Raw genomic sequence first — 24,868 nt, forward strand, 5'->3', positions numbered from 1 at the left:
TTAACCGAATGGGGACTATCGCCTCAATGCGGAACAAGGGGTAGATAGATTTTCATCGTGGTTCCGGCGATCGCCGTGGACTCAATCTGAAATTCGCCGCCGTGAGCTTCTACCAGACGTTTGACAATGGCCAGACCCAGACCATTTCCAGATGGTTTAGTGGTGAAAAAGGGTTGGGTTAGTTTCGGTAAGATATCGGCAGGAATGGGGGTGCCTGGGTTATGGATGCCAATATAAACTTGATCGGGTTGCTGCTTGCGTTCAATCTGCCAGGTAATTTTTTCTCCGTCGGGGGTTGCTTCACAGGCATTTGAGATCAGGTTGATAAAAACCTGCTTTAACTTGTCGCGATCGCCCAGAATATAGGTTGTTTCGGCAGTTGGGATAAACTGAATACTGCGTCCTGCGGCGGCTGGCATAGCACCGACAAAATCAAGCAACTCTTCGTGAATGAAGCTGTTAATTTCTAGCTGTTTAAGCGTGAGATGGGGATGTCGGGCATAGAGCAAAATTTCGTTGAGCAAGCGGCGCAAGCGCTCGGCTTCTTCGCGTGCCAGCGACAACCGCAGTTGATCGTTATCAGACAGGTCGAGATGCCCAAATGCATGTAATGCCATCAGGACGGTGGTTAGGGGATTGCGCACCTCATGCACAATCATGGCTGCCAGTTCGCCAATTTCGGCTAATCGTTCCAGGGCTTGCTCGGTTTGCTTGCGATCGCTAATATCTCGTGAAATTGCCAAGACCAACAGCTGACCTCTGGCTTCAAACATATCGGCTCGCACTTCTACGGGAAAGCAACTCCCATCTTTTCGCTGATGGATGCCGTTGAGTGTGATGGCTTCATCTTGTTTCAGTTGTTGCCAGAGTGCCTCAAACCCACCCACAGGCAATTGTTTTTGAATGTCTGCGACGGATAGATTGAGTAATTCTTCGCGGCTATATCCTAAATCTTTGCAGGCTTGTTGATTCACATCGACAAATTTGCCCTGGGCATTAATCACAAAAATAGCATCGGCAGCTTGTTCGACCAGGGTGCGAAACTGTTCTTCACTTTCCTGGAGGGCTTCTTGTGCTTGCTTGCGCTCGGTGACATCGTTTAAAACCGTCAGCAGGCAAATTTGCCCATTCAGCGTCATCATCTCTGCCGAAAACAAAATGGTCAACGATTTGCCAGATTTGTGACGTAACTCTAATTCTTGATTGCGGATTCGTTGATGCTGTTGGATAAGCTGAAACAGGCGTAGCTGATCGTTGGGATCAATCCACAAGTTCAGTTCAGTTGCCGTGCGTCCGATCACCTCGTCAGGGGTATAGCCAAATAGGTGAATAAAGCTATCGTTAATTTCAATAAATCGTCCTTCTTTAGCGTTGCTGATAACGACGGGGTGAGGGCTAGCGCGAAAGGCTTTAGCAAATTTTTCTTCGGATAGGCGGAGTGCTGCTTCGGAATGTTTGCGTTCAGCGATCGCATCGGATACTTGTTGAAACATCCGTTCAAATGCCGTAATCACTTCGCCCAGTTCATCGTTCCGCGAGATCTCAGACGAACGAAATTTTGGTTTTCTCTGACCGTTGCTAACAGCTTCGCCTGCGGTTTGTAAATCTTCCCGTAATAGATAAATGGGTTCAATCAAGGTCGAACCCAGCGTAATCATCGTGGCGATCGTGACGAAGATCGCAATAATTAAAATTAAAACCGTAATGCGTCCGATAAATGCATAGGTTTCTTGACGGATCTCTGTGGTGTCGAGCCGTAAGACCAGCACATAATTTTTCTGGGCATGGGTGATCTGCCAGGGCATATCGTAGATCGGGCGATCATCGCGATCGCGTCCTAAAAGACCCTGGTTGGCGGCAGCAAACGAAATCCGAGGAACTTCTCCAAAACTCCCCACCGTCGCGCCTGTACTGTCATACAAAATTCCACCCAAAACGAGTGGATTTTTCATCAATTGTTTGGTTTGCGCCAACAGCAAGGTCTGATCTGCTTCGGGAGGTAGCAAATTCAGCGTGACGTTGACCATTGCCGAGGCAACCGCTGTAAACTGCGTCAATACTTCCCGCCGTCGCCGATGGACAGAGGGAATCAAAATGATGATCTCGACCAACAGAATGCTGAGGAAAACCCAGAGCGTAATCCGCCGAGACAGACGAGCCGAAAATAAATTAAACAAAATCTGGAATTGAACAGCCACAATCAAGATTACTAAACTTCGCCAAAATGAGCGAAGTTGAGAAACTATGCTCGCTTCAATTGTTCCAGGTTAGGTCGAACTCTGGCACGAATTGCTATAGCCGTAATATTATCGTGTCCGTTAAACTGATTTGCCAGATCCATTAATTGGTTGATCCCCTGATCAAGGCTGCTCTGATAGCTCAGCATGGGTTCTAAATGGGTGCGCCAGTTGATTTCCAGCAGATCGTTGTCTGTCAAACCATCGGAACATAACAGCAGCAATACGTCTTCGTTTAGCTCAATAAACTGAATGTCTGGATTAACAAAGTTTTCATCACGCGGTCCGAGTGCCTGGGTGAGTTGGTAGGCATCTGGGCGGGCATAGGCGATATCTGGCTCAACTCCGCGATGGATTTCTCGTTGCCCGACCTCATGGTCGGCAGTCATTTGTTCTAACCCATGTCTGCGGCTAAAGCGGTAGAGACGACTGTCACCTACATGAGCGATCGCCACCTGAGTATCTTGGATTAAAACCATCAGCAGCGTTGTGCCCATGCGCCCAACTCCAGAGCGATCGCTCTGTTGGTTTAAATCAAAAATGGCTTTGTTTGCCAGATAGACTGCCGTGCGAATGTCGGGTTCGCTAGGTAAGCGATCTTTCCAATTTGTCTGGAAATATTGTTTTAGTGTATCAACGGCTAAGGCGCTGGCAACTTCACCACTGGCATGTCCACCCATGCCATCGCACAAAATATACAGACCCTTAAATTGCAGGGTTTGCCCGGTAGGTCCTTCTACTTTTTTTAGATCTGCCTGGATATGAAACAGATCTTCGTTGTGATCGCGCTGGCGACCGACATCACTGCGACCGACATCTTCAATGCTGATCAGCTTCATGGGCAAGACAACGGTTGGGATGTCGTCATTTTCGCCAACCAGATCATCTTCTGCTTCAGAGACTTCTAACAGCGTTGCACTTGCCGGAGGCATGGCTGTTGTTGCTACAACGGGTTCAGCCGCTTTGTTGGACGGTGGCAATAGCTTGGGAATTAAGACTTCCGTTTCATCTTCAGAAATCGACACGTCTGGTAAGGGTGGCTGCGCTTCTTCACGCCCCATTCTGACGGGATCGGGTTGCAAATCATTGGCGATCGCCTCCAGTTGATCGTGCAATTGTTCTAGATCCGCGATTTTCCCTGATATCAGGTCGGCACAAATATGGACTAGCTTTTCAGTTCCTGGGGGATGAGTTTGCTCAAACCAGGATAACCAGGCTTGTCCCAAATCTTTCAAACTGGGCGGAGCCTCGACGTCATCAAAATAGAGCCGTTGAAGACAAAGAATCTGATCTTCATCGACTTTCAAATTGGTGGATTCTAATAAACTGCGGCAGGCTTTTTGGGATTCCAGCACCATCCACAAGCCCGCAATCTCATGCATCCAATAGAGAATTTGCAGGGGCAATGTGTCGGGATCATGCCAAAACGCTAAGAGTGAGGGCAGACTCGCCCGATCTTCCAGTAACAGCACGATCCACTCATTTTGCTGCCATGCATCATGGACTTGAGGCAACGAGGGGTAGGTTTCCGGCTGAAGTTTTAAGTAAATTTTGGCGATCGCAGGAATAGCATTGGTTTCAGACGCTGGCTCAACACCTGGCTTGGGGGCAGGCTCTATCCGTTCTGGCACCTCTCCTTTCCATTTGTAGAAGGTTTCCAGCAACGAGGGATAAAAGGGTTTGCAGTCTAATACCCTGACTTCTGCGCCATTTTGCTCAATCGGCAGTTCGGGTAACGGTTCGAGTAGGCGATAGCGCTCTTGGTCGTCTAGATAATAGTTTGCTGGCAGGGTAATTTCCAGGGCAGGATTTGCCGATTCTGAAACTACTTCGTCCGGGTGCTCGTTGCAGAGGGGATATTTGCCCAACGTCAACAAATTTTCTCCATTTTTTGGAATGGAGAGAATCGCACGCCAGACAACTCCCGTTGGTGCGCCACAGTGCGGACAATGCTCTAAATCGACTGGGACAGACGCTTCACAGCCAAGACAGGTAATCTCTGATAGAGAGGTCCCGCACTTTTGACAAAACTTGTTGCTATCTGGGTTTTCAAACTGACATTGAGGACAGACAAGCATCTTGGGACTTCCTTAAACTCCCGTAGTGAGCAGCAGGGATTAGATTTAATTCCAAGCTGAAGAAACTAAAGTTCAGTAGCGATTCAGAAACTCCCTACGAGTCATCTTGTGTCCAGGTTACACGAAATGTCTGAAAACCCGTATTAGGGATAGACCCCCCTAGAGTACCCAGAATAGCCGAATCTGGAACAGTTATCTATGTGTTTTGCGTTTTCTTGGGGGGAGATGCGGTAAAAGATGTTGCATTTTTTTCCCTTTTCCCCTTATCTCTATTAAACACTTTAATTCTTCTGAAGTCAGGTCACGCCACTGACCCGGTTCTAGACCCTCTAAGCGCAAATGGGCGATCGCCACGCGCACCAATCTTAAAGTGGGAAACCCGATGGCTGCTGTCATTCGGCGAACCTGACGATTGCGCCCTTCGGTTAAGGTAATTTCTAACCAACTGGTGGGAACAGTTTTACGAAAGCGAATTGGTGGATTGCGGGGAGGCAAGGTCGGTTCATTAGATAGTAATGTTACCGTTGCGGGTCGGGTTTGATAGGTTTTTCCCTGAGTGCGGATGGCAATTCCCTGACGCAATGGTTCTAAATCTATATCTTGAGGATGATGTTCAACCTGTACCCAATAGGTGCGGGGATGTTGAAATTTTGGGTCGGTTAAATAGTGTTGTAATTCTCCATCATTTGTCAGCAATAATAACCCTTCGCTGTCTTGATCTAATCTGCCAACTGGATAAATCTCTGGAATAGAAATAAAGTTTTTTAAGCTCAATGGTTGAGGTTTTGCGGTCTCTAGATCTATCGTTTTAGGTATAGAGCGATCGCCAAATTGAGTTAAAACATTGTAAGGCTTATAAAACAGTACGTAACGATACGGCACGGCGATTGACGATCCAAAACTATAAGTTTCTTAATATTTTAAGGGGTTTCAACCGAAACTCTTGATGTTCTGTAACGAACAATCTTCAAGATAGATTGCATACCGTAAAAAAGGTTAAGGTTGATTGCTCAAACCTCTGCCTGCGCTCTAATTTAGATCTCTAATGGTCATTGGTGGCAAGGTCATGAATAACATACAAAAATATCGGTTTGTCTGCACGTTATCGTTCGGTGATATTTACGGTCAGATTGTGGTCTGGTTAATTGTCATTTTCTTAAGTTTGGCAGCCGCTCTCGCATTAATGGGGGCGAGTCGTCCGATCTATGCACTCGCGACCGTCGGTTTGATTCTGGTTTTATCCTTACCTTTCCTCCTATTTGCCTTTGTCACCACACTGCTTAATCACATTGAATTTTCGGCAGTTGATCCTGTGCTCGAAAAAAAGTCTGAAGCCAGCCCAAATCCGACTCAACGCCCTGCTCAAGCCGCAGGTTAAAAACAAAGTCACTGAGTGGACTGACGGGATATGTTAGACCTCGGAGGTTTTGCAAACCTCCGAGGTTTCAGGGAGCGTGATTAGAGATCGCAACCCTAAAATTTAATGCTGATAAAGCACTCGTTTCTATACCCCAAAACATTTGTTTGATTGAATTGCGATCGCCAAAATTTTGAGATCAGCGTAATTCTTTGAATCTGTGGCGTCTTTAGGGATGCCGCAGAGCCACATCTTGCCGAGTTTGGCTAGGTTAGTCAAGTGATACCGTTTTTATGTGAGGCTGCGCCTGATTTACCCCCGGCTGTCGCCGTCCCCCTTGCCAAGGGGGACTACAGGGGGTCATCGGTTTGGCACGTCTTCATAAAAAATTGGTATGACGTGCGTTCAAAATAAAATGCCTGTGGTGCGTTACGGCTAATGCCTAACACACCCTACGAATGGGGATATTTCTATCTTGTAAATCTCCAACGGCGATCGACCCAACCTCGTTTGAAGTTCTTTTTAGATAAGCTCTAACTATGATTGAGCATGACGTTATTATCGTTGGAGGCGGTTTAGCCGGTTCGCGCGCTGCCCTGGAAATTGCTCGCATCGATCCTCGGTTAAACGTGGCAGTAGTGGCTAAGACCCACCCGATCCGATCTCACTCTGTTGCTGCACAGGGGGGAATTGCAGCCACCCTGAAAAATGTTGATTCTGCGGATCACTGGGAAGCTCATGCGTTTGACACGGTCAAAGGCTCAGATTATCTAGCCGATCAAGATGCCGTCGAAATCTTAACGCGGGAAGCCCCTGATGTTGTGATCGATCTGGAACACATGGGGGTGTTGTTTTCTCGCTTACCCGATGGTCGAATAGCCCAGCGAGCGTTTGGCGGACATTCTCACAACCGCACCTGCTACGCTGCCGATAAAACGGGTCATGCGATTCTGCATGAACTCATTTGTAATTTGATGCGCTATGGCGTCACGATTTACGATGAGTGGTACGTCATGCGCCTGATTTTTGTGGAAGGTCAGGCAAAAGGTATTGTCATGTATCACATTCTCAATGGGCAGATTGAGGTGGTACGGGCAAAGGCGGTAATGTTTGCCACGGGGGGGTATGGTCGCGTTTTTAATACCACCTCCAATGACTTTGCTTCGACGGGTGATGGGCTGGCAATGACGGCGGCTGTGGGCTTGCCCCTTGAAGATATGGAATTCGTTCAGTTTCATCCCACGGGTTTATATCCGGTTGGGGTGTTGATTTCGGAGGCGGTACGGGGGGAAGGGGCTTATCTGATTAACAGTGACGGCGATCGCTTCATGTCAACCTATGCCCCCAGCCGGATGGAGCTGGCTCCCCGTGATATCACGTCGCGGGCGATCACGAAAGAAATTCGGGCTGGACGGGGAATCCACACCGATGGTCGTGCCGGAGGTCCGTTTGTCTATCTTGATTTGCGGCACATGGGCAAAGAAAAAATCATGAGTCGGGTACCATTTTGTTGGGAAGAAGCCCATCGCTTAGTGGGAATTGATGCGGTTCATCAACCGATTCCTGTGCGTCCTACCGTTCATTACTCCATGGGTGGCATCCCGGTGAATACAGAGGGGCGGGTTCGCAGTAGTGCAGAAGGCTTAACCGAAGGCTTTTTTGCGGCTGGGGAAACCGCCTGTGTGTCTGTGCATGGGGCTAATCGTCTGGGTAGTAATTCGCTGCTGGAATGTGTGGTCTATGGCAAGCGCACGGGACAGGCGATCGCCCATTATGTACAAAATCGCAAGCTCCCCGATATTAACGAACAGCAGTATCTAACAGCGGCAAAACAAACTCTCCAGGATCTGATCCAGCGATCGGGAGAGTATCGTATTGCGCAAGTGCGGCAAGCGTTTCAAGACTGTATGACCGATCATTGTGGCGTCTTCCGTACGGAAGCGCTGATGCGGGAGGGGCTAGAAAAGTTGCAAACGATCCGGCAGCAGGCACAACGGGTGTATTTGGATGACAAAGCAAAGCTCTGGAACACGGAGATTATTGAAGCGTTGGAACTGGATAGTCTGTTGACGGTGGGCGAAATGATTTTAACAAGTGCCTTAAACCGCCAGGAAAGCCGAGGAGCGCACTGCCGGGAAGATTATGCCGATCGTGATGACGCTAATTTTTTAAAGCATACGATGGCATATTCGTCTGCGGCAGGAATTGATCTGCGGTATCGTCCCGTTGCTATCACTTTGTTTGAACCCCAAGAAAGAAAATATTGATGGCATTGCTTAATCCAGCTATGAAATGTGGTGAGAGAGCGGCGCGGAGCGCCGCTCTCTCACCACATTTCATAGCCTAAATCACTGGCGTCAACGTCAGGGATCAGTAATCCTAACGTTGTGTGGGGTGAAACCCCCTTGTTGCTACCTGGAAGTACGGATATGATAGGTGGCAGGAATTACGTAAGTGAATTTTGGAATCTGGCTCCGTATCTCTGTAGTATTTACTAATCGATTGGAACTCGCTCTGGTGTTTACCTCAGCGAGCGGTACGTATTTGTGATTAATATCACTCAATAGAGGTGATCTGAGTTAATGACAGTCTATTGGCGATCGCTCACACTAATAAGTGTAGAGGGATTGCTAAATTTGATTTGGCTCGGTGCAAATGCAAGTGGATCTACCGAAAGCGGCTATTGATGAGGTTGTGGAGCGTATCTTCACAACGAAGCGGATCACACGTACTGATCAATCTCGATTCATGTCCGTATTACTCTCCAAAGATTCACTCAGTAAGTCGGAGAGAACACAGATCGACCGTGTCTTTGATGGGCTTCGAAGTGGCCTTATTAAAGTAGTGGATTGATGGACTGAAAAAAATTAAAAAACTGAAGGAAAAAGCCATGGTCTTGCCAGACTGTGGCTTTTTCCTTAAACCTATAGCCGTCCTACAGGATTTGTACGATCTAGGGTTGTGAGAGGTGTATCCCGAAGGGGTGCGTCTCTCACAACCCATTTGAGATTAGCTACAGGAGGAGGAAATTTCTTCCTATAGCTCGGCTAGTTTTTCGCTGATGTACGCTGGCAAGCGGCTGACAATGCCATCTTGATGGGCATTTAGTTTGATATTTAATTCTCGAATGCGGCGCGATAGGAGCCGAATAATGTTGACGGCAATACCTGGGGTTTCATCGATCGCTTCGTAGAGCTGTTGTTGGGTTAAGACGAGACATTCGCAGGGTTCTAGCGTGGTAACTGATGCTGAACGGGGTTCGGCATCAAAGAGTGACATTTCCCCAAAACAAGCCCCTTTGTCGAGTTGAGCTAACTCTCGATCGCCAATATGCACCTTAACTCGACCCGAGACGAGAATATAGAGCGATCGCCCTTCTTGACCCTGGGTGAAGATGGTATGTTTCGTCGAAAACGATAGCTCGTCCATAATAGACGCCAGGCGAACGAGAAAATCGTCTCGCAGCTCGGTAAAAATAGGAACGCCTCTAACAAACAGTAGTCGATCGACGCTAGTCAGCATAAAAATGGGATGGAACGACTTTAAGGGAACTCCAGCCGAAACGCTGAGATTGGCAATTCTCTTGACAAATCTGAGACTCTAAATCTTAAGTCTAAAATGTACTTTCTTCCCAGACAATTTTAGGTAGGGCTGCACTACCTGCCTGAAGGAATACAGTATTGTTGATTTTAATAGGTATTTTTTCAAAAAAATAAATGAGTTCGCAACACTATATGTTGCAATCCTGATATAAGCATCCTTTTAAGAAAATGCGATCGCCAACTAAGGTGTACCCTAAGGTTTGGGATGCAACCCCATCTGTGCTGATACAAATTCTATCGATGTTCACATTGGGTCAGAGACAAATGCAACATTCAGGCGGATGCATATAGTTCAGAAAACCTGATCTCACTCTTTAGCTTGCCCATTTTTGAATTAATAAAGCTAGTCAAAAGCAAATTCAATAGGTTGTGGAACCCGATCGATGCCTTATTATCAACAATTGCTCAAAATCCGGACGGATGGCAAATCTTTGCACAAAATTACGGCAAAAGTTGCTTCCATTGTGTCTGAATCTGGGATTCAAACAGGGATGTGCAATTTATTTTTACGCCACACCTCTGCCAGTCTGATCATCCAAGAAAATGCTGACCCTGATGTATTAAAAGATTTAGCAAATTTTCTGGCAAAGCTGGTGCCCGAAGGCAATTCCTACATCCATAGCACTGAGGGACCCGATGATATGCCTGCCCACATCCGCACTGTTTTAACCCACACGTCTGAACAAATACCCATTGCCCACGGCAGGTTGTTGTTGGGCACCTGGCAGGGTATTTACGTGTGGGAGCATCGTAGTTTTGGGCATACACGGGAATTAGTTGTTCATATCAGTGGAGAAATTGGTGTCTAATTTCTGCTGACTCTACACAAGCAATAAAAAATCCCTGGCATGTGCCAGGGATTCAGTTCAGGGTGCATCTACCATTCCCTTCTTCAGCTAAATCTTTGCTCTTCCGGATAGTAAAGATCTTGGATTTAATAAAACCCGATTCTTTTCGGTTTCGGCAAAACCTTCTCCTACGGTGGAATGCGCCTTCTGGCACTTTTGTCAGTCCATCAGCTTTCAGAGTTTGGTATTGAGTAGAGTAAAATCCAACACTAAAACAGGACAAAAGTGTATTCCAACTACTTGACCAATTTGAATCAATGCTTAAGAATTAATTAATGGTTTACTCAAGCTGTCACTAATTTAATGCTGCAAATAAAAATCTCCTGACAGGACGGTTAAAGCGCCGCTGCTCTAGGGCTTTGGCTTTTTTCAGATTAAATAGTGATAATTGGTGTAGACTGAGACTTATATAAGAGTTCTTACAATGTAAGAGAGATTCCCCCGCTACAATCTCTTAACTCAGCTCAATATTTTTATCTCGACTCTAAATTCAGATAAGACATTTGACTTGATAAGGTCGTTGCGCGAACCAGTCCCGTAGCAAGCTTTTTCCTTGCAAAGACTGCTTCTTTCGTGTCAGAGATACATTTCTCCATAAACGAGGAGCATGGGAGAGGTATGAGTACTATACCGCGCTTAAGTCAAGCCCAACATCACTCTTGCAATAGTGCAGCGACGATTCTTGCTGTCGATGACAATTCAGATAACTTGCTATTACTGAGCTATGTGTTAGAGCCGCTGAACTGCAAGTTGTTAGTTGAGGTGGATGGGATGCAAGCTTTGGCTAAAGCAAAAACTTACCAACCCGATCTGATCTTGCTAGACATTATTCTTCCCGGCTTAGATGGCATTCAGATTATGCGCCAGCTTCGCCAAGATGTGCATACTCGACATATTCCAGTCATAGCGGTGACGGCTCTTTCTGGAATCGATAATCAAGATAATCTCTTGCTGGAAGGCTTTTGTGACTATGTCAGAAAACCCTATGACCTGGAAGAGTTAGAAGTGAGAATCTGGCATCATCTAAATTCGCTGATGGCTCATAAAGCAAGTGTTTGAGCGCTGCTAACTTGCTTTGGAAAGACGGGTGGACTTGATCTTTGTTTTGGGAATGGTGTTTGGATTGCGGACAGAGGGTGCACCATCCAAAATAGCAATAATGCCAGTGCGTCCCGTTTCCAAGGTGGCGTCACTGAGTAGATCTAAAACCTGCACTTGCAGGGTTTCTTCAATAATGTCTTTTACTTGGGGTTGAATAGCTTGCGCCAGGTCAAGCCTGAACTGTTCAACCAATTCTTCTTTTCCTCCTTGAGCCAGAAGCTGCTCGGGTTGAGTAATAGAATCTTCGATCACAATCGCTACTTTTGAATCAAATAATTGACACGTTACCTTACCTGTTCGATGCCCCAGTTGATCTCTGTATAACGATTGAATTCGTTGGGCGAGCGATCGCTCTACTTGCCCACTTGTTGGAACTGATACAGTCATCCTTAAGCCTCCGAAGAAATTCAGACAGCTACAAACAAGTGATCGAACCCACAGGATTCAATCAGTCGTTGATAGCAATGTAAATTAAAACAGCAACAAAGTATTGGGATAGTGTGATAACACTCCAGCCCAATTACATAAATAGATCCGAAACGAAGAAATAACTCGATCGCAATCTTGAATCCAAACGTATTGGATACGTGCAAATTTACGAACCTAATACGTTAACGATACTGTAGCAAAAGTTCTAAGAACAGCAACCCGAAGGAATATTTTGAGCACGAAAAAAAACGAGAAAATTTCGTCCTTAGGATATATTGCCGGACGCAATGCTAAAAAATTAAGTATTTGTTGTAGCTGGTTACTCGAAAACCACCTGAAGCTCTGCTACTCTATAGCAGTTCTTCTCCGATTTCAACTATGCTGACGGCAAATCACAGGGTCGCGATTTTACTCCACGAAGGATTGCGAAATTCTAAAGGAAAGACAGGTCTTTCTTTACTACGGTATAGCGATATTCCAATTGTGGCAGTAATTGATTATGAATGTGCCGGAGGATCTCTGTCAGAAATTACTGGCATTCCTTGTGATGTGCCGATCGTTGCCTCTGTTGCCGAGGTGCTGCCCTATCAGCCAGATGTATTGACGATTGGGATCGCCCCATCGGGAGGTGCATTGCCTGATGCGTGGTGGCAGGAGGTGAAACAGGCAGTGGCTGCTGGGTTATCGATTGTGAATGGGTTACACACGCCGATGTCTCGTGATCTAGAGTTAATGGCGTTGCTCCGACCCGATCAATGGATTTGGGATGTGCGGCAGGAACCTGATGGATTGAAGGTTGGCAGTGGCAAGGCGCGATCGCTCTCGTGTCTGCGGGTTCTCACGGTTGGCACCGATATGAGTGTGGGCAAAATGTCTACGAGTATTGAATTGCATAAAGCCTCTTTGCAACGCGGCTGGCGATCGCGGTTGATTGCGACGGGGCAAACGGGCTTGATGTTAGGGCATGATGGGGTGGCACTGGATGCTGTACGGGTTGACTTTGCAGCGGGTGCCGTTGAGCAACTGGTGATGCGGTATGGCGTTGACCATGATGTGTTGTATGTCGAGGGTCAGGGTTCGTTGATGAATCCGGCATCTACTGCCACCTTACCCTTGATGCGCGGCAGTCAGCCAACGCACCTGGTCTTAGTGCATCGAGCCGGTCAAACCCACATTTACAATTTTAGGGATGTTCCTATTCCTCCTTTATCTAAGGTAATTCCGGTCTATGAAACGGTTGTAGCGGCGGGGGGATCGTTTGCGGATGCCAAAGTGGTGGCGATCGCGCTAAACACCTTTCATCTTAAGGAAGATGACGCGCAACAGGCGATCGAGCACGTACAATTAGAAACCGGATTACCCTGTACCGATGTTATCCGCTTTGGAGCCGAGCCATTATTGGACGCTATCTTAAAGTAAGATGCGCAATTTCCAATTTACAGCGCTTCGCGTCTGGATAGATGACGGGTGTTGTGTGAGAGCCGCGCTCCGCGCGGCTCTCACACAACACCGTGTATTTCACACTTGCCCCTTCTAACACATTCATGAACACTCACCCCAGTTCCTCTCCTCTCTATGTGCCTGAATTGCTAGCTCCGGCGGGTAATTGGGATTGTGCTAAGGCCGCGGTGGAAAATGGAGCCGATGCAATTTACTTTGGGTTAGAGCGGTTTAATGCCCGGATGCGCGCGCAAAATTTTACGGCAGCAGATTTGCCCGAGTTGATGGAATTTTTGCATCGACGCGGTGTCAAGGGGTATGTAACGTTGAATACGTTGGTGTTTGCGGATGAGTTAGCCGCCGCAGAACGCTATCTTCGGGCTGTGATTGCGGCGGGTGTCGATGCGGCAATTGTTCAGGATGTTGGAATTTGTCGTTTGATTCGCCATCTTTCCCCAAATTTTCCCATCCATGCTTCAACGCAAATGACGATTACCAGTGCAGCGGGAGTAGACTTTGCTCAGGCATTGGGGTGTCAGTTGGTGGTGTTGGCGCGGGAGTGTTCGCTTCAAGACATTGGTAAGATTCGTCAGCACATGGGCGAACGAGGTATTGCTTTGCCGTTGGAAGTGTTTGTTCATGGGGCATTGTGTGTTGCCTACTCAGGACAATGTCTGACGAGCGAAGCATTGGGTGGACGGTCTGCCAATCGAGGGGAATGTGCCCAGGCGTGTCGGATGCCCTATGATTTGGTAGCGGATGGTAAGGTTGTAGACTTGGGCGATCGCAAATATTTGCTGAGTCCGCAAGATTTGTCGGGGTTAGCCGTTTTGCCCGACCTGGTGAAAGCAGGCGTCAGTTGCCTGAAAATTGAAGGGCGGCTGAAAGCACCAGAGTATGTGGCGAATGTGACACGGGTTTATCGGCAGGCATTAGATCGAGCGGTATCCGATGTTACTCAATTAGCTATTACCCAATCGGCTGTTACCCAATCGGCTGTTACCCAATCGGCATCGGAGATGGCACACGCGGATCCGACCCGCGATCGCTATAACCTGGAAATGGCTTTTTCCAGAGGACTTTACACCGGGTGGTTTCAGGGGATCAACAATCAGGAATTGGTACATGCTCGTTTTGGTAAAAAGCGGGGTGTCTATCTAGGCGACGTCACGCGCATTCATCACGGTAAAGTCACGTTGCACTTACAAGCCCCGGTTAAACCGGGCGATGGTATTGTGTTTGACAGTGGACACCCGGAAGCCCCCGAGGAAGGGGGACGCATCTATAGCGTCGAGCAGCGGGGTGGGGATGTGACGTTGGCATTTGGGCATCGTGATTTGAATTGGCAACGTGTGCATGTGGGTGACAAAGTATGGAAAACTAGCGATCCAGAACTCGATCGGCAAGTGCGCCAAAGTTTTGCCGGAGAAACGCCTCAATTTCAGCGTCCAATCACGATCGAAGTGCATGGTGAAATGGGTCAGCCCCTGGTGGCGATCGCTCAGGATGAGATGGGGCATACGGTTGAAGTAGCATCAGCCATGCCCCTGGTTGCTGCCCATACCAAACCTTTGACGCGCGATCGCTTGCACGACCAATTTAGTCGTCTGGGGAATACCCCCTTTCATTTAGCGAGCCTGACTAGTCATCTCAATGGTGATGTCTTGCTGCCGATTAGCGAACTGAATCGCTTGCGCCGCGACCTGGTTGCCCAGTTAGAAATCCGACGCGCCCAACCCAACCGCTGGCAATTGAATGCGATCGCCTCGTTTGCCGATCTCCTGCCTGCATCCGCTGCAACTTTGCCATCTTTACCGGATGACGTACCGGATGGAGTCCGTAAAGACGTAACGAATCAGGTCTCAAACAATTCTCTTGTTTCTCAAACGCCTGCCCTGATTGTTCTGGTTCGCAATCTCGACCAACTCAAAGCGGCGCTTCAGGCAGGGATTAAAATTCTGTATTGCGAATTTGAAGACCCTCGAAAATACCGCGAAGCCGTTCAGCTGGTTCAATCTTCAAATTCCATCTCTTCCACGTCCTTTAACCCTTCATCTTGCTCAACGCTCTACGTCGCGCCCCCTCGTGTGACCAAGCCTGGAGAAAATTGGATCCTTGAACAGGTACGTGCGTGCGGTGCCGATGGCTACCTGATTCGCAACTATGATCAATTGCAATTTTTTGCGTCTGAACGGTGCGTCGGAGATTTTTCGCTGAACGTTGCCAATCCCATAACGGCAAACTACTTTAAGCAATTTAATCTGGAACGATTGACTGCGTCCTATGACCTGAATATCACCCAACTGGAAGACGTGTTAAAGTACTGCCCAATGGACTGGTTTGAAGTGACAATTCATCAGCATATGCCGATGTTTCATATGGAACATTGCGTGTTTTGTGCGTTTCTTTCAGACGGAACAGACTATCGCAATTGCGGTCGTCCATGCGAAACCTATAGCGTTAATTTGCGCGATCGCACTGGCGTAGACCATATCCTGCAAGCGGACGCAGGTTGCCGCAATACCGTATTTAATGGTGTAGCACAAACTGGAGCAGAGTATGTGCAGCGATTGTTGACTTTAGGGTTACGCTATTTCCGTATCGAATTTGTCAACGAAACACCGTCACAGGTGACGCAGATTATTCAGCATTATGAGCAACTCCTGCGGAGTGAGATCACAGGGGTGCAGCTTTGGAAAAGACTGAAGTTGCAGAGTCAATTGGGCGTAACGCGCGGACCGATGAATGCCGCAAAAAGTCAATAAAAAGTCGATGAAATCAGCCATTTTCTAGACGACAACGCCATACAGAACACCGCTGAGGTAGTGCTGATTTTGAAGATGGATTTGAACGTGAACCCAAAGGGTTCACGTTCAAATCCATCTCGTGATTAAGCCATGCCATGGCTGGTTAGTCTTCAGAGTTAGAACAGAGAACCTACCTGCATTCCAGTTTCTTCTTCTAGGGTATCGCCCATGCGTTGACCGTTGTGATAGGCAGCCAGCAAGACTTCGCTGGTTTTACCCCAGGCGATCGCTCCGGATTGATCAATGCCAATCGCGCCAAAATCTCGGTTACGGCGTTGCGCTTCGGTAAACGATCTGGTGAACGCTGCCTGGAGCGTCTGACCATCGGTCACGCGCACGGCGATTCGGGCAGCCAGACATTCGTCAATAATGTCTTCACCGATTCCTGTGCAACTGATGGCAGCGTCGGCGGTAGCATAGTTTCCAGCAGGCATGGCAGAGTCGCTGACCCGACCAATCCGCTCAAACCCTTTGCCACCCGTCGAGGTGCCCACTGCCAGACGTCCATAACTATCTAGCACGACAACGCCAATGGTGCCGCGCCCTGCCTGGGCATCCGTAACCAATTCTTTTTCTGCGACGACCCCTGCCATTTCTTTAGAGAAATTGCCTTCTCGTTCCTGAATCCACTCTTGCAAGCGCAAATCGGTGAGGGGATCGTAAGCTGGAATCTTCAATTCGCGTAACAATTCTGTTGCACCCGTGTCGGATAAAACGCGATCGCTGGAATCTTGTAAAAACTGCGCCAGATAGATAGGGTTTTTAACCCGCGACACATTGATCACACCACTCAACCGTTGAGCAACGCCATCCATTAAGCTAGCGCTCATCCGAATTTGCCCATCCGATTGCAATACCGATCCCGTGCCCGCATTAAATCGCGGATTGTCTTCCAGCAGTTGGCACCCCCGCACTACGGCAACTTGGGCGCTGGCACCCGTTAATAACAGTGCATAGACGTCTTCAAGGACTTGATAAAGCGATTGGCGGATGGCTTCGACGCCACCCTTACCTTTGAGTGAACTGCCAGCACCCCCATGAATAATCAGCTTGGGTTGAATTTGCCCATTTGACATATCGGTTCAATCTTCCTAAGGAATGATGGATAACAATCACCTTGCAAAAATTAGGAGATTCTCCTTGGCGACTGCTTTATCTTATCGTCTGACATGGCGACGGGATTTTGCTGTCTTAGCGCTAGCAGAAGTGGCATAAAATTTATATCTGGCGATCGCTTCACTGGCAACTTTGACAATCCGACCATCGGGATCGCGCAATGCCCGTTCTAGAAACGGCAACACCTGCTCAGACGGAATCCGGGCTAATGCCACCAGTGCGGCATGACGAACCATCGGTTCTGGGTCACGGCTGAGTTTGCCCAACGGTGCAATGGCTTGCTGTACTTCTCGACTGACTCGGTGAGAAGAGGCGATCGCCTCAATCGTAGATGCAACCGCTACCCGAACCTGTGGGTCAGGATGGTTGGCAAACTGAAGGGTCTGGGGAATGCCCGCAACCGCACCGGGGATTGCCCAGGCAGAAATTTTCTGTTCCACGTCTTCCACAACCACCTGGATCGGAATGACGGGGATGTCGGGTGTACCCGGAACGGGATCAATCGAGGGTGGTGCAGGTTCAGGGGGTTGAGATACTGGCGATTCGGCGACTGGAGAATCTTGAGGTTCCGGAATGGGACTTGGCGTCGGTGCAGTCGGCTCTGGATCGGGTGTTTCAACAGCTGTGGGCGGTTTGCTAGACGCCTGTTCAGCCGCTTGTAAGCGGGCTTCATACTGCTGTTTTAAGGCATCTGTCTGTTGCGCTAATTGTCGTTGATAGTCAGATTGGAGTTGTTGGGTAGCGTCTCGCAGTCGAGATTCATGGGACTTTGATAGGTCTTCTACCGTTCTGCGGCTCTGCTTCAGCTCTTGCTGCTGCTGACTCATTGTTTTTTGTAGCCACAAATAGACCAGACCGGCTCCAACAATCAAACCCAGAATGGCTCCCAAGATAAAACTCATAGTTTGCTCCAGGCTTAGGGACAATGAACGTTATTATCCGATCAAATGCTATTCCTTAACCACTCACACCTTTTTTGGGAGAGTGCGGCGAGCCGCACTCTCCCAAAAAAAAGGTCGTCCTGGACATGGCATGATTTTTTGTGGCGCGGGCGTCGCCCGCGCCACAAAAAATCATCGATTCCACCCCTGCGCCCCGTTCTAAATTAACTATTCAATTGCTATGGCGATCCTGAGTCAGTTGTGAAAGCGCCCGCCCGAAGGGCGGGCGCTTTCACAACTTATCATTTTCACAAATCAAATAGGATTGCTATATGTAGCGCTTTCCAGCTATTCAAAAAGACTTAAAACTGGGCTTGTTCAACACTTTCCCAGGCTGCGATCGTGATGGGAACGATGTCCTGGATCAACTGCTGAATCGATTGGGCATATAGCCCAATTTCTTGTTGTGCCCCTTCGCCTTTTCTCAAGCTAATAAAGTGTAATAGGGCGTGTAACGAGACTGTCCACACCCAGGAGGTATAGACGCTGGGAACCAGGATTCCTCTGGCTTGCTCTCGCCCTACCCCCAGTTCAAGTAGTTGACGATACGTTTCGTAGCTGGCATGACACTGAGCTTCATAAATGGCGATCGCCTGCTGATTTTGTTCGTCTGACACGGTGCCTTCGGTTGCCTGTCGATTGCTCTTGGCTTGTTGGCGAAAGCTTTTGGGCACATAGAAGTCAGCCGAATCATCAATTTCTACATAGCGAAACGATTTCTCATTCCAACCCAGTTGTTCATCGTTATGATTGCTGGCAATCACATGTTTCCACCACTGTCGGCACACAAATAAAGGGGCTTTAACCTTAAATTTAAATACGACGCCTCGAAAGGGTGACGTATGTTGATGCTTGATCAAGTATGTGATTAACCGGATATCTTTGTCAGTCAAGGATTCAGACATCCGATCAAAAGAAGCTCTGGCATCATTTACCACGTCCAGATCCGTGCCCATATGGGAAAGCAACTGAATTCGGCTTTTGCCATCTTCTAGGGGATCAAAAACAGTCAAACTCATAAGTGTCTCAATTGTCTTCGTTCAGGATTCAAAAGTTCTCTCTACCCTGAGGATCGTAGATTTAATAAACCCGAAGATTTATTTTTGTCAGCGCGGCTCCGCCGCGCTGACAAAGATAAACGTCCGGGTTTTAATTTGTGATCCTAAGCAAGAGGTTTAGAGTCGGGTTCATCATGGCTGCGTGTGGGAATGAGTGTGAATGGGATACCTTCGGTGTCCCATTCACACTCATTCTCGGATTCAGTCATGCCAATTTTGCAGATGCATAGTCTCCCATAAAAAATAGGACTTGAATACACCCACTCAGCAGGATCGTGAAATGACGGCTCGGTGCTAGTTGGCGCGAAAGCGTGCCAGATATTCTTCGTTTTGTCGCATGGGTACTGAGTTTTGCACCGGGTGGAGATTGGTGGTGTCAAATAGCGGGGTAAATAGCTCGCGAATTTCGGACACTGTGCTACCAAAGGGTGGCCCTTCTGGACGGGGATGTGCCCAAAATAATCCGATCAACTCTCCGGTCGGACGGAGGAGATCGCGTGCGGCTCGAACGTAGTCAGGTCGTTGAGAAGGAGCGATCGCACAAAAACAGGTATGCTCCAAGACGTAGTCAAATTGCCCTGTAAAATCTGACAGGTCAAAGATATCTCTTTGCAAAAATTTGACCGTTAGTTCCATCTCCTGTGCTGCTTTCTCTGCTGCTGCGATCGCCGATGGAGCAAAGTCAAACCCAACTACCTCAAAGCCAGCCGCCGCAAATAACAACGCATCATGCCCATGACCAAACCCCAGCACTGCCATTTTGCCGGGGTGAGGAGCAGAGGGCGATCGCAACAAACTGAGAAATGGGGGTGCTGCCTGTCCCAAATTCCATCGGGTCACACCCGATTGATACTTGGCTTCCCAAAAATTAGCATCCAGGGCAATGTCAGACATAAGGCACTATTGAATCCAGCTATGACATTTAGTAGGAGTGCCGCACTTCGTGCGGCACTCCTACTAAATGTCATAGCCCAAATCAGCGCTGTCAGACCTATAACGCTGTGCAGATTGCTTCAGTCCGGTGTTGTAAGGCGCGAAGTGCCCCACAACACCGTTTCTGCCCTTAGGATCGTGAATTTGATAAAACCCAATTCTTTTTAAGAGAGCGACGGCTTCGCCGTCGCTCTCTTAAAAAGAATTACAGGTTAATTAATTTGTGATCCTTAACCAAGTTGCACACCGCTATAAAAAGGGATAAGGGTAAATTCGAGAGACGGTTGATCATCGAGTTTTTTCTATCGCCTTAATAGAAAAGATTGGCGGGTAAATCGTACGCTAATCTTGCTATGCCGCAGGAGATTAACAATACTTCATTGACATTGGTTAACGATACGCGATACATCATGTCCAATGGATATACAAATCTCGGTAATGCAACAAAACTTCAATACTCTGTTTTGCCAGCACAAGGGGGTATGGGCATGGATAGCAGCATAATCATATCCAACTTCCTCAATCCGCCCATTTTGTTTTTCTTCTTGGGCGTAGCGGCTGTGCTCGTCAAATCTGACCTGGAGATTCCGGCACCTATTCCTAAGCTGTTTTCGTTATATTTGCTGTTTGCTATTGGGTTTAAGGGAGGGGTAGAACTCGTCAAAAGTGGCGTTACCCAGGAAGTCATACTGACTCTTGTGGCAGCCATCTTGATGGCGTGTTTTGTGCCCATCTACACCTTTTTTATTCTCCGGTTACGGCTCGATACGTATGATGCAGCGGCGATCGCTGCCACCTATGGGTCGATCAGTGCGGTGACGTTCATCACTGCCAGTGCATTTCTATCTGAACTGGGCATTGATTTTGATGGCTTTATGGTCGCCGCTTTGGCGTTGATGGAGTCTCCGGCAATTATTGTCGGATTAATTTTGGTGAACCTGTTTACTGTTGATGAAAAACGAGAATTTGCCTGGTCTGAAGTATTGAGGGATGCGTTCCTGAACAGTTCCGTTTTCTTATTAGTCGGCAGTTTGTTGATCGGGTTTTTAACCGGAGAGCATGGCTGGAAAGCCCTAGAACCGTTTACTCAGGGAATGTTTTATGGCGTCCTTACCTTTTTCTTATTGGATATGGGGTTGGTCGCTGCTCGAAGAATTAAAGACTTGCAAAAAACAGGCTTTTTTCTCATCTTATTTGCCATACTGATTCCAATAGTGAATGCAGCCATTGGGTTGGCGATCGCTAAGTTGATCGATATGCCTCAAGGAAATGCACTTTTATTTGCGGTTCTCTGTGCCAGTGCGTCTTATATTGCGGTTCCAGCGGCAATGCGGTTGACGGTTCCTGAAGCCAATCCCAGCTTGTATGTCTCGACTGCGTTGGCAGTCACATTCCCATTCAACATCATCGTGGGAATTCCGCTATATCTGTACGGAATCAATCTGTTTTGGGGTTAGTACCATGCACACCGTAAAAAAAATTGAAATCATTGCCAACTCTTTTGAGCTGGGAAAAATTTTAGATGGCTTAAGTAAATCGGGTGTTCATGGTCATGCGGTGATTCGCAATGTCGCCGGAAAGGGATTGCGAGAAGGAAACGAAGATCTCGACATGACCATGCTTGACAACGTCTATATCATCGCGTTTTGTATGCCCGAGCAACTCAAGCCTGTGGTGGAAAACATCCGACCCTTACTCAATAAGTTTGGGGGCACATGCTACGTTTCAGACACGATGGAAATCCGCTCGGTCAAATGTGTGGCTTCCCTTTCTACAGATGCCGTGTAAATCCTGAATAGAGAAGTCGTTTAGATGGATTGAGAGTTTTCTGAAATGCTGACAGAGTCAGCATTTCAGAAAACTCTCATCCTATTTCCCTTTTAGATAGCCTCACGCCATTGAATTAGAACACGAGATTAGATTTAGACACCTAATTGAAATCAGGAAGACGCAATTATGGATCAATATCAGGCTTTCAGGGGGCGTCGAACCTTCCTTAAGTTGGGAACCGTGTTGGGTTTAGCGGCTACAACAGGTAACCTGCTGTGGGATGTTCGGTCAGCGCAAGCGGCCAGCTTGCCTACAGAGACCTCAGCCCTTGACCCCGATGCGGCGCTTCAGCGGTTGATGGATGGCAATCAGCGGTTTGTTCGACAGCGACCTCGTCATCCGGATCAATCGCCTGCTCGATTGCAAGAGGTTGCCCAAGCCCAACATCCCTTCGCCACGATCCTCAGTTGCGCTGATTCACGCGTGCCGGCTGAAATTATTTTTGATCAGGGCATTGGCGATATTTTTGATGTACGCATTGCCGGAAATATTTCTACTCCAGAAGCCCTGGGTAGCATTGAATATGCCGTGGCACTCTTGGGCACGCCAGTTCTGATGGTGTTGGGGCATGAACGGTGTGGGGCTGTGACCGCAGCCGTCAAAAATGAAGCCTTACCCGGAGAAATTGGTAGTTTTGTCAAAGCGATTTTACCGGCAGTAGACCGGGTAAAAGATCAATCGGGCGATGCGGTCGATAATGCGGTACTGGCCAATGTTCAATACCAGATGGAGCAGGTGATGCGATCGCCCTTGCTCAGCGAACGCTTAGAAGCAGGGCAGTTAAAAATTGTAGGCGGACGATATGACCTGGATACAGGCAGAGTCGAGATCATTACTGGATAACATTTAGGTTCACACCAGTCCCTGCGTTAACAGCTAAGGATTGAGGAGTAAACCAAATCTAAGTTTTATTTGAGAGAGCCACGGTAGAGCGATCGCTCTTTCAAATTAAGACTACAGGCTTACTAATCTGTCATCCCAGGGATCGTAGATTTAATAAACTCGGAGATTTATGGTTAATAGGGAAGCGTTGCTGCGTTGCCAACCATAAACCTCCGGGTTTCATTTCATGGGGGATCTTATAGGATGATGGGGAACACCAATTATTTATCTCAGGCCATCGTTAATTTACGTTGAGGCAAAGCTGTGCCAGAGGGTGTTGGAAATAACGACGATCAACAACGGGAGCAATTCTTTAATCCCAGAGCCAGTTATCACGGTGAATTTACACCCGAAAATTTGGCATTTAATTCTAACTTGCAAGAGTTTGCCCAGCGCGTCTCCATCCTGTGCTCTCTTGAGACGGGTGGAAAACTGCGCCCCGGTGAAGCCTATGAGGAAATCAAACAGCTTTGGAAACAACTAGAACAATCCAAAAAAAGTCTTTTAGATCAGCCCGAACCTCCTAGACCGAACCTACCTCCAGAATGACACGATCCCATGGTGGATTCCAGGAATACGCTTGCAGACGCAAGCTTCACGTGTGATTGAGAGAAGTGGGATGACTGACTACGAAATTTACGACTTAGGGGACGTCGAGCTTCAGTCTGGGGAAACGTTGCCTGATGCGAAATTAGCGTACGTGACCTACGGTACTCTGAACGCTAACCGAGACAACGTTATTATCTTCCCCACGTATTACACAGGTACTCATCGTAGTAATGCCGTCATGATCGCTCCGGGTCGGGCACTCGATCCCGATCGCTACTTCATTATTATTCCGAATCTGTTTGGGAATGGCATCTCGTCTTCGCCCAGTAATACGCCTGCCCCGCACAATGGCGCAAACTTTCCCCACGTCACCCTCTACGACAATGTGCGGTGTCAATATCGCTTGATTACCGAACAGTTTGGTATCGAAAAGATAGCCCTGGTAACGGGTTGGTCGATGGGTGCGCAACAGGCTTACCACTGGGCAGCTCTTTATCCTGACCACGTCCAATGCATTCTGCCCTGGTGCGGCTCGGCAAAAACTTCAATTCATAATTGGGTGTTTTTAGAAGGGGTAAAAGCGGCTCTAACTGCCGACTCTGCGTGGCAAGACGGACGCTATCAAACTCCTCCCGCTAAAGGATTAAAAGCCTTCGGTCGGGTGTATGCAGGTTGGGCATATTCACAAGCTTTTTTTCGTCAAGGTTTATATCAAGCCCTCGGTTTTGCATCGGCAGAAGCCTTGCTGCTGGACTGGGAAGCGGATCACCTGACCTGGGACGCCAATGATTTATTGGCAATGCTATGGAGCTGGCAACACGCCGATATCAGCGATAATCCGCTCTATCAAGGGGATTTGGCACAAGCTTTGCGATCGCTCACGGCTAAAGCAATTGTGATGCCCAGCGCCACGGATCTGTATTTTCCTCCAGACGACAATGAAATTGAAGTCAACCTGATGCCCCAGGCAGAATTGCGCCTGATTCCCTCAATCTGGGGACATTGTGCAGGAGGTCCCGATCGCAATCCTACTGATACAGCCTTGATTGAAGCTGCTATGAGAGAACTGTTAGCTGTTAGCTGTTAGCTGTTAGCTGTTAGCTGTCAGCTGTTGGCTATTAGGTTACTTTCCAAATGTAGAGCCTGGTTCAATCAGCGATCGCCTGACAAATCAAGGGAACCGGATTGCTGTATTTTGTAAGTTCCGCCACGTTCAGCAGCTCTCTGTATTGGCTTACGACTAGCCAGCTTTTCAACCTTTTCCCAATCTGCCTGTTCTAAAACTGAGTCCAAGACATCAGATAAATTACAATGTTGCTCAAAAGCAATTCGCCTGAGAATTTCATGATGCTCAGGCTGAATATACACAGGCTTCCTTTGAGTTTGTGCCATGACTGCCTTGAGACTGAATGACTTTATCCCTGAGTATACCTTAGCCAATTAAGTAATTTGACAATTAGCTAATTAGCTGATTAATATATTAACCATAGCAACCCTAAATCAGTTGTGAAAGCACCCGCCCGAAGGGCGGGCGCTTTCACAACTGATCAGATTCACAAATAAAATAGGATCGCTGTATGTCAATGCTGTTAGAACAGAAGTTATAGAGGCGACATTTTGCAAGGGAGATTTCACTCCCGTACTCTGTAAGCCTAAATAG

The 24,868-nt window shown here is 47.8% G+C and carries 21 protein-coding genes; 11 read left to right on the top strand and 10 right to left on the bottom strand.

What is annotated here, in order from left to right; genetic code table 11:
* Nucleotides 1–23 precede the first annotated feature (23 nt).
* From ACR6Z4_RS18585 to ACR6Z4_RS18595, 3 genes are all read right to left on the bottom strand, one after another.
* On the bottom strand, nt 24–2,198 hold the full coding sequence (locus tag ACR6Z4_RS18585; RefSeq protein WP_479718801.1) for a PAS domain S-box protein: 2,175 nt from the start codon (nt 2,196–2,198) through the stop codon (nt 24–26).
* A 44-nt stretch (nt 2,199–2,242) separates the two neighbouring features.
* The gene (locus tag ACR6Z4_RS18590; RefSeq protein ID WP_479718802.1) at nt 2,243–4,315 is read right to left on the bottom strand and encodes a serine/threonine phosphatase; all 2,073 of its coding nucleotides are present in this window, start codon (nt 4,313–4,315) and stop codon (nt 2,243–2,245) included.
* A 192-nt stretch (nt 4,316–4,507) separates the two neighbouring features.
* Nucleotides 4,508–5,197, bottom strand: coding sequence for a pseudouridine synthase (locus tag ACR6Z4_RS18595; RefSeq protein ID WP_479718803.1), 690 nt, complete (start codon nt 5,195–5,197; stop codon nt 4,508–4,510).
* A gap of 184 nt (nt 5,198–5,381) precedes the next feature.
* Here ACR6Z4_RS18595 and ACR6Z4_RS18600 point away from each other — a divergent pair, with 184 nt between their 5' ends.
* Nucleotides 5,382–5,693 carry a hypothetical protein gene (locus tag ACR6Z4_RS18600; protein ID WP_479718804.1) on the top strand — a complete coding sequence of 104 codons (312 nt, stop codon included), beginning with the start codon at nt 5,382–5,384 and terminating at the stop codon, nt 5,691–5,693.
* Between the two features lie 518 nt (nt 5,694–6,211).
* Entirely contained in the window at nt 6,212–7,939 is a 1,728-nt protein-coding gene (locus ACR6Z4_RS18605; RefSeq protein ID WP_479718805.1) for a succinate dehydrogenase/fumarate reductase flavoprotein subunit, read from the top strand.
* A gap of 769 nt (nt 7,940–8,708) precedes the next feature.
* Here the strand turns inward: ACR6Z4_RS18605 and ACR6Z4_RS18610 are convergent.
* Complete coding sequence (locus ACR6Z4_RS18610) at nt 8,709–9,194, bottom strand: Crp/Fnr family transcriptional regulator (protein WP_479718806.1); 486 nt, start codon at nt 9,192–9,194, stop codon at nt 8,709–8,711.
* A 463-nt stretch (nt 9,195–9,657) separates the two neighbouring features.
* Here ACR6Z4_RS18610 and ACR6Z4_RS18615 point away from each other — a divergent pair, with 463 nt between their 5' ends.
* Nucleotides 9,658–10,083, top strand: coding sequence for a secondary thiamine-phosphate synthase enzyme YjbQ (locus ACR6Z4_RS18615; protein ID WP_479718807.1), 426 nt, complete (start codon nt 9,658–9,660; stop codon nt 10,081–10,083).
* A gap of 657 nt (nt 10,084–10,740) precedes the next feature.
* Nucleotides 10,741–11,181 (top strand): response regulator, encoded by a 441-nt coding sequence (locus tag ACR6Z4_RS18620; RefSeq protein ID WP_479718808.1) that lies wholly within the window; start codon nt 10,741–10,743, stop codon nt 11,179–11,181.
* Nucleotides 11,182–11,187: 6 nt separating this feature from the next.
* On the opposite strand, the gene ACR6Z4_RS18625 is transcribed toward ACR6Z4_RS18620, so the two are convergent.
* On the bottom strand, nt 11,188–11,610 hold the full coding sequence (locus tag ACR6Z4_RS18625; RefSeq protein ID WP_479718809.1) for a Na-translocating system protein MpsC family protein: 423 nt from the start codon (nt 11,608–11,610) through the stop codon (nt 11,188–11,190).
* 420 nt (nt 11,611–12,030) lie between these two features.
* Between ACR6Z4_RS18625 and ACR6Z4_RS18630 the strand changes: the two genes are divergently transcribed.
* Nucleotides 12,031–13,071, top strand: coding sequence for an N-acetyltransferase DgcN family protein (locus tag ACR6Z4_RS18630; RefSeq protein WP_479718810.1), 1,041 nt, complete (start codon nt 12,031–12,033; stop codon nt 13,069–13,071).
* 125 nt (nt 13,072–13,196) lie between these two features.
* Nucleotides 13,197–15,857, top strand: coding sequence for a U32 family peptidase (locus tag ACR6Z4_RS18635; RefSeq protein ID WP_479718811.1), 2,661 nt, complete (start codon nt 13,197–13,199; stop codon nt 15,855–15,857).
* 158 nt (nt 15,858–16,015) lie between these two features.
* On the opposite strand, the gene ACR6Z4_RS18640 is transcribed toward ACR6Z4_RS18635, so the two are convergent.
* From ACR6Z4_RS18640 to ACR6Z4_RS18655, 4 genes are all read right to left on the bottom strand, one after another.
* Nucleotides 16,016–16,975: an isoaspartyl peptidase/L-asparaginase gene (locus ACR6Z4_RS18640; protein WP_479718812.1), complete on the bottom strand. Its 960-nt coding sequence runs from the start codon at nt 16,973–16,975 to the stop codon at nt 16,016–16,018.
* A gap of 81 nt (nt 16,976–17,056) precedes the next feature.
* A complete protein-coding gene (locus tag ACR6Z4_RS18645; protein WP_479718813.1) occupies nt 17,057–17,917 on the bottom strand; it encodes a HEAT repeat domain-containing protein in 861 nt (286 codons plus the stop codon).
* A gap of 341 nt (nt 17,918–18,258) precedes the next feature.
* The gene (gene thyX, locus ACR6Z4_RS18650) at nt 18,259–18,975 is read right to left on the bottom strand and encodes an FAD-dependent thymidylate synthase (protein ID WP_479718814.1); all 717 of its coding nucleotides are present in this window, start codon (nt 18,973–18,975) and stop codon (nt 18,259–18,261) included.
* Nucleotides 18,976–19,308: 333 nt separating this feature from the next.
* Entirely contained in the window at nt 19,309–19,908 is a 600-nt protein-coding gene (locus ACR6Z4_RS18655; protein ID WP_479718815.1) for a methyltransferase domain-containing protein, read from the bottom strand.
* 527 nt (nt 19,909–20,435) lie between these two features.
* Here ACR6Z4_RS18655 and ACR6Z4_RS18660 point away from each other — a divergent pair.
* The 5 genes from ACR6Z4_RS18660 to ACR6Z4_RS18680 all read left to right on the top strand — a co-directional run bounded on the left by ACR6Z4_RS18660 (nt 20,436) and on the right by ACR6Z4_RS18680 (nt 24,295).
* Complete coding sequence (locus tag ACR6Z4_RS18660; RefSeq protein ID WP_479718816.1) at nt 20,436–21,404, top strand: sodium-dependent bicarbonate transport family permease; 969 nt, start codon at nt 20,436–20,438, stop codon at nt 21,402–21,404.
* A 4-nt stretch (nt 21,405–21,408) separates the two neighbouring features.
* The gene (locus ACR6Z4_RS18665; protein WP_479718817.1) at nt 21,409–21,735 is read left to right on the top strand and encodes a P-II family nitrogen regulator; all 327 of its coding nucleotides are present in this window, start codon (nt 21,409–21,411) and stop codon (nt 21,733–21,735) included.
* A 168-nt stretch (nt 21,736–21,903) separates the two neighbouring features.
* The gene (locus tag ACR6Z4_RS18670) at nt 21,904–22,620 is read left to right on the top strand and encodes a carbonic anhydrase (RefSeq protein ID WP_479718818.1); all 717 of its coding nucleotides are present in this window, start codon (nt 21,904–21,906) and stop codon (nt 22,618–22,620) included.
* A gap of 303 nt (nt 22,621–22,923) precedes the next feature.
* Nucleotides 22,924–23,208 (top strand): DUF7219 family protein, encoded by a 285-nt coding sequence (locus tag ACR6Z4_RS18675; protein WP_479718819.1) that lies wholly within the window; start codon nt 22,924–22,926, stop codon nt 23,206–23,208.
* 70 nt (nt 23,209–23,278) lie between these two features.
* A complete protein-coding gene (locus tag ACR6Z4_RS18680; protein ID WP_479718820.1) occupies nt 23,279–24,295 on the top strand; it encodes an alpha/beta fold hydrolase in 1,017 nt (338 codons plus the stop codon).
* Between the two features lie 65 nt (nt 24,296–24,360).
* Here the strand turns inward: ACR6Z4_RS18680 and ACR6Z4_RS18685 are convergent, their stop codons facing one another.
* Entirely contained in the window at nt 24,361–24,600 is a 240-nt protein-coding gene (locus tag ACR6Z4_RS18685; protein ID WP_479718821.1) for a hypothetical protein, read from the bottom strand.
* Nucleotides 24,601–24,868 lie beyond the last annotated feature (268 nt).

The sequence above is a fragment of the Calyptranema fuscum S582 genome, assembly GCF_055793305.1.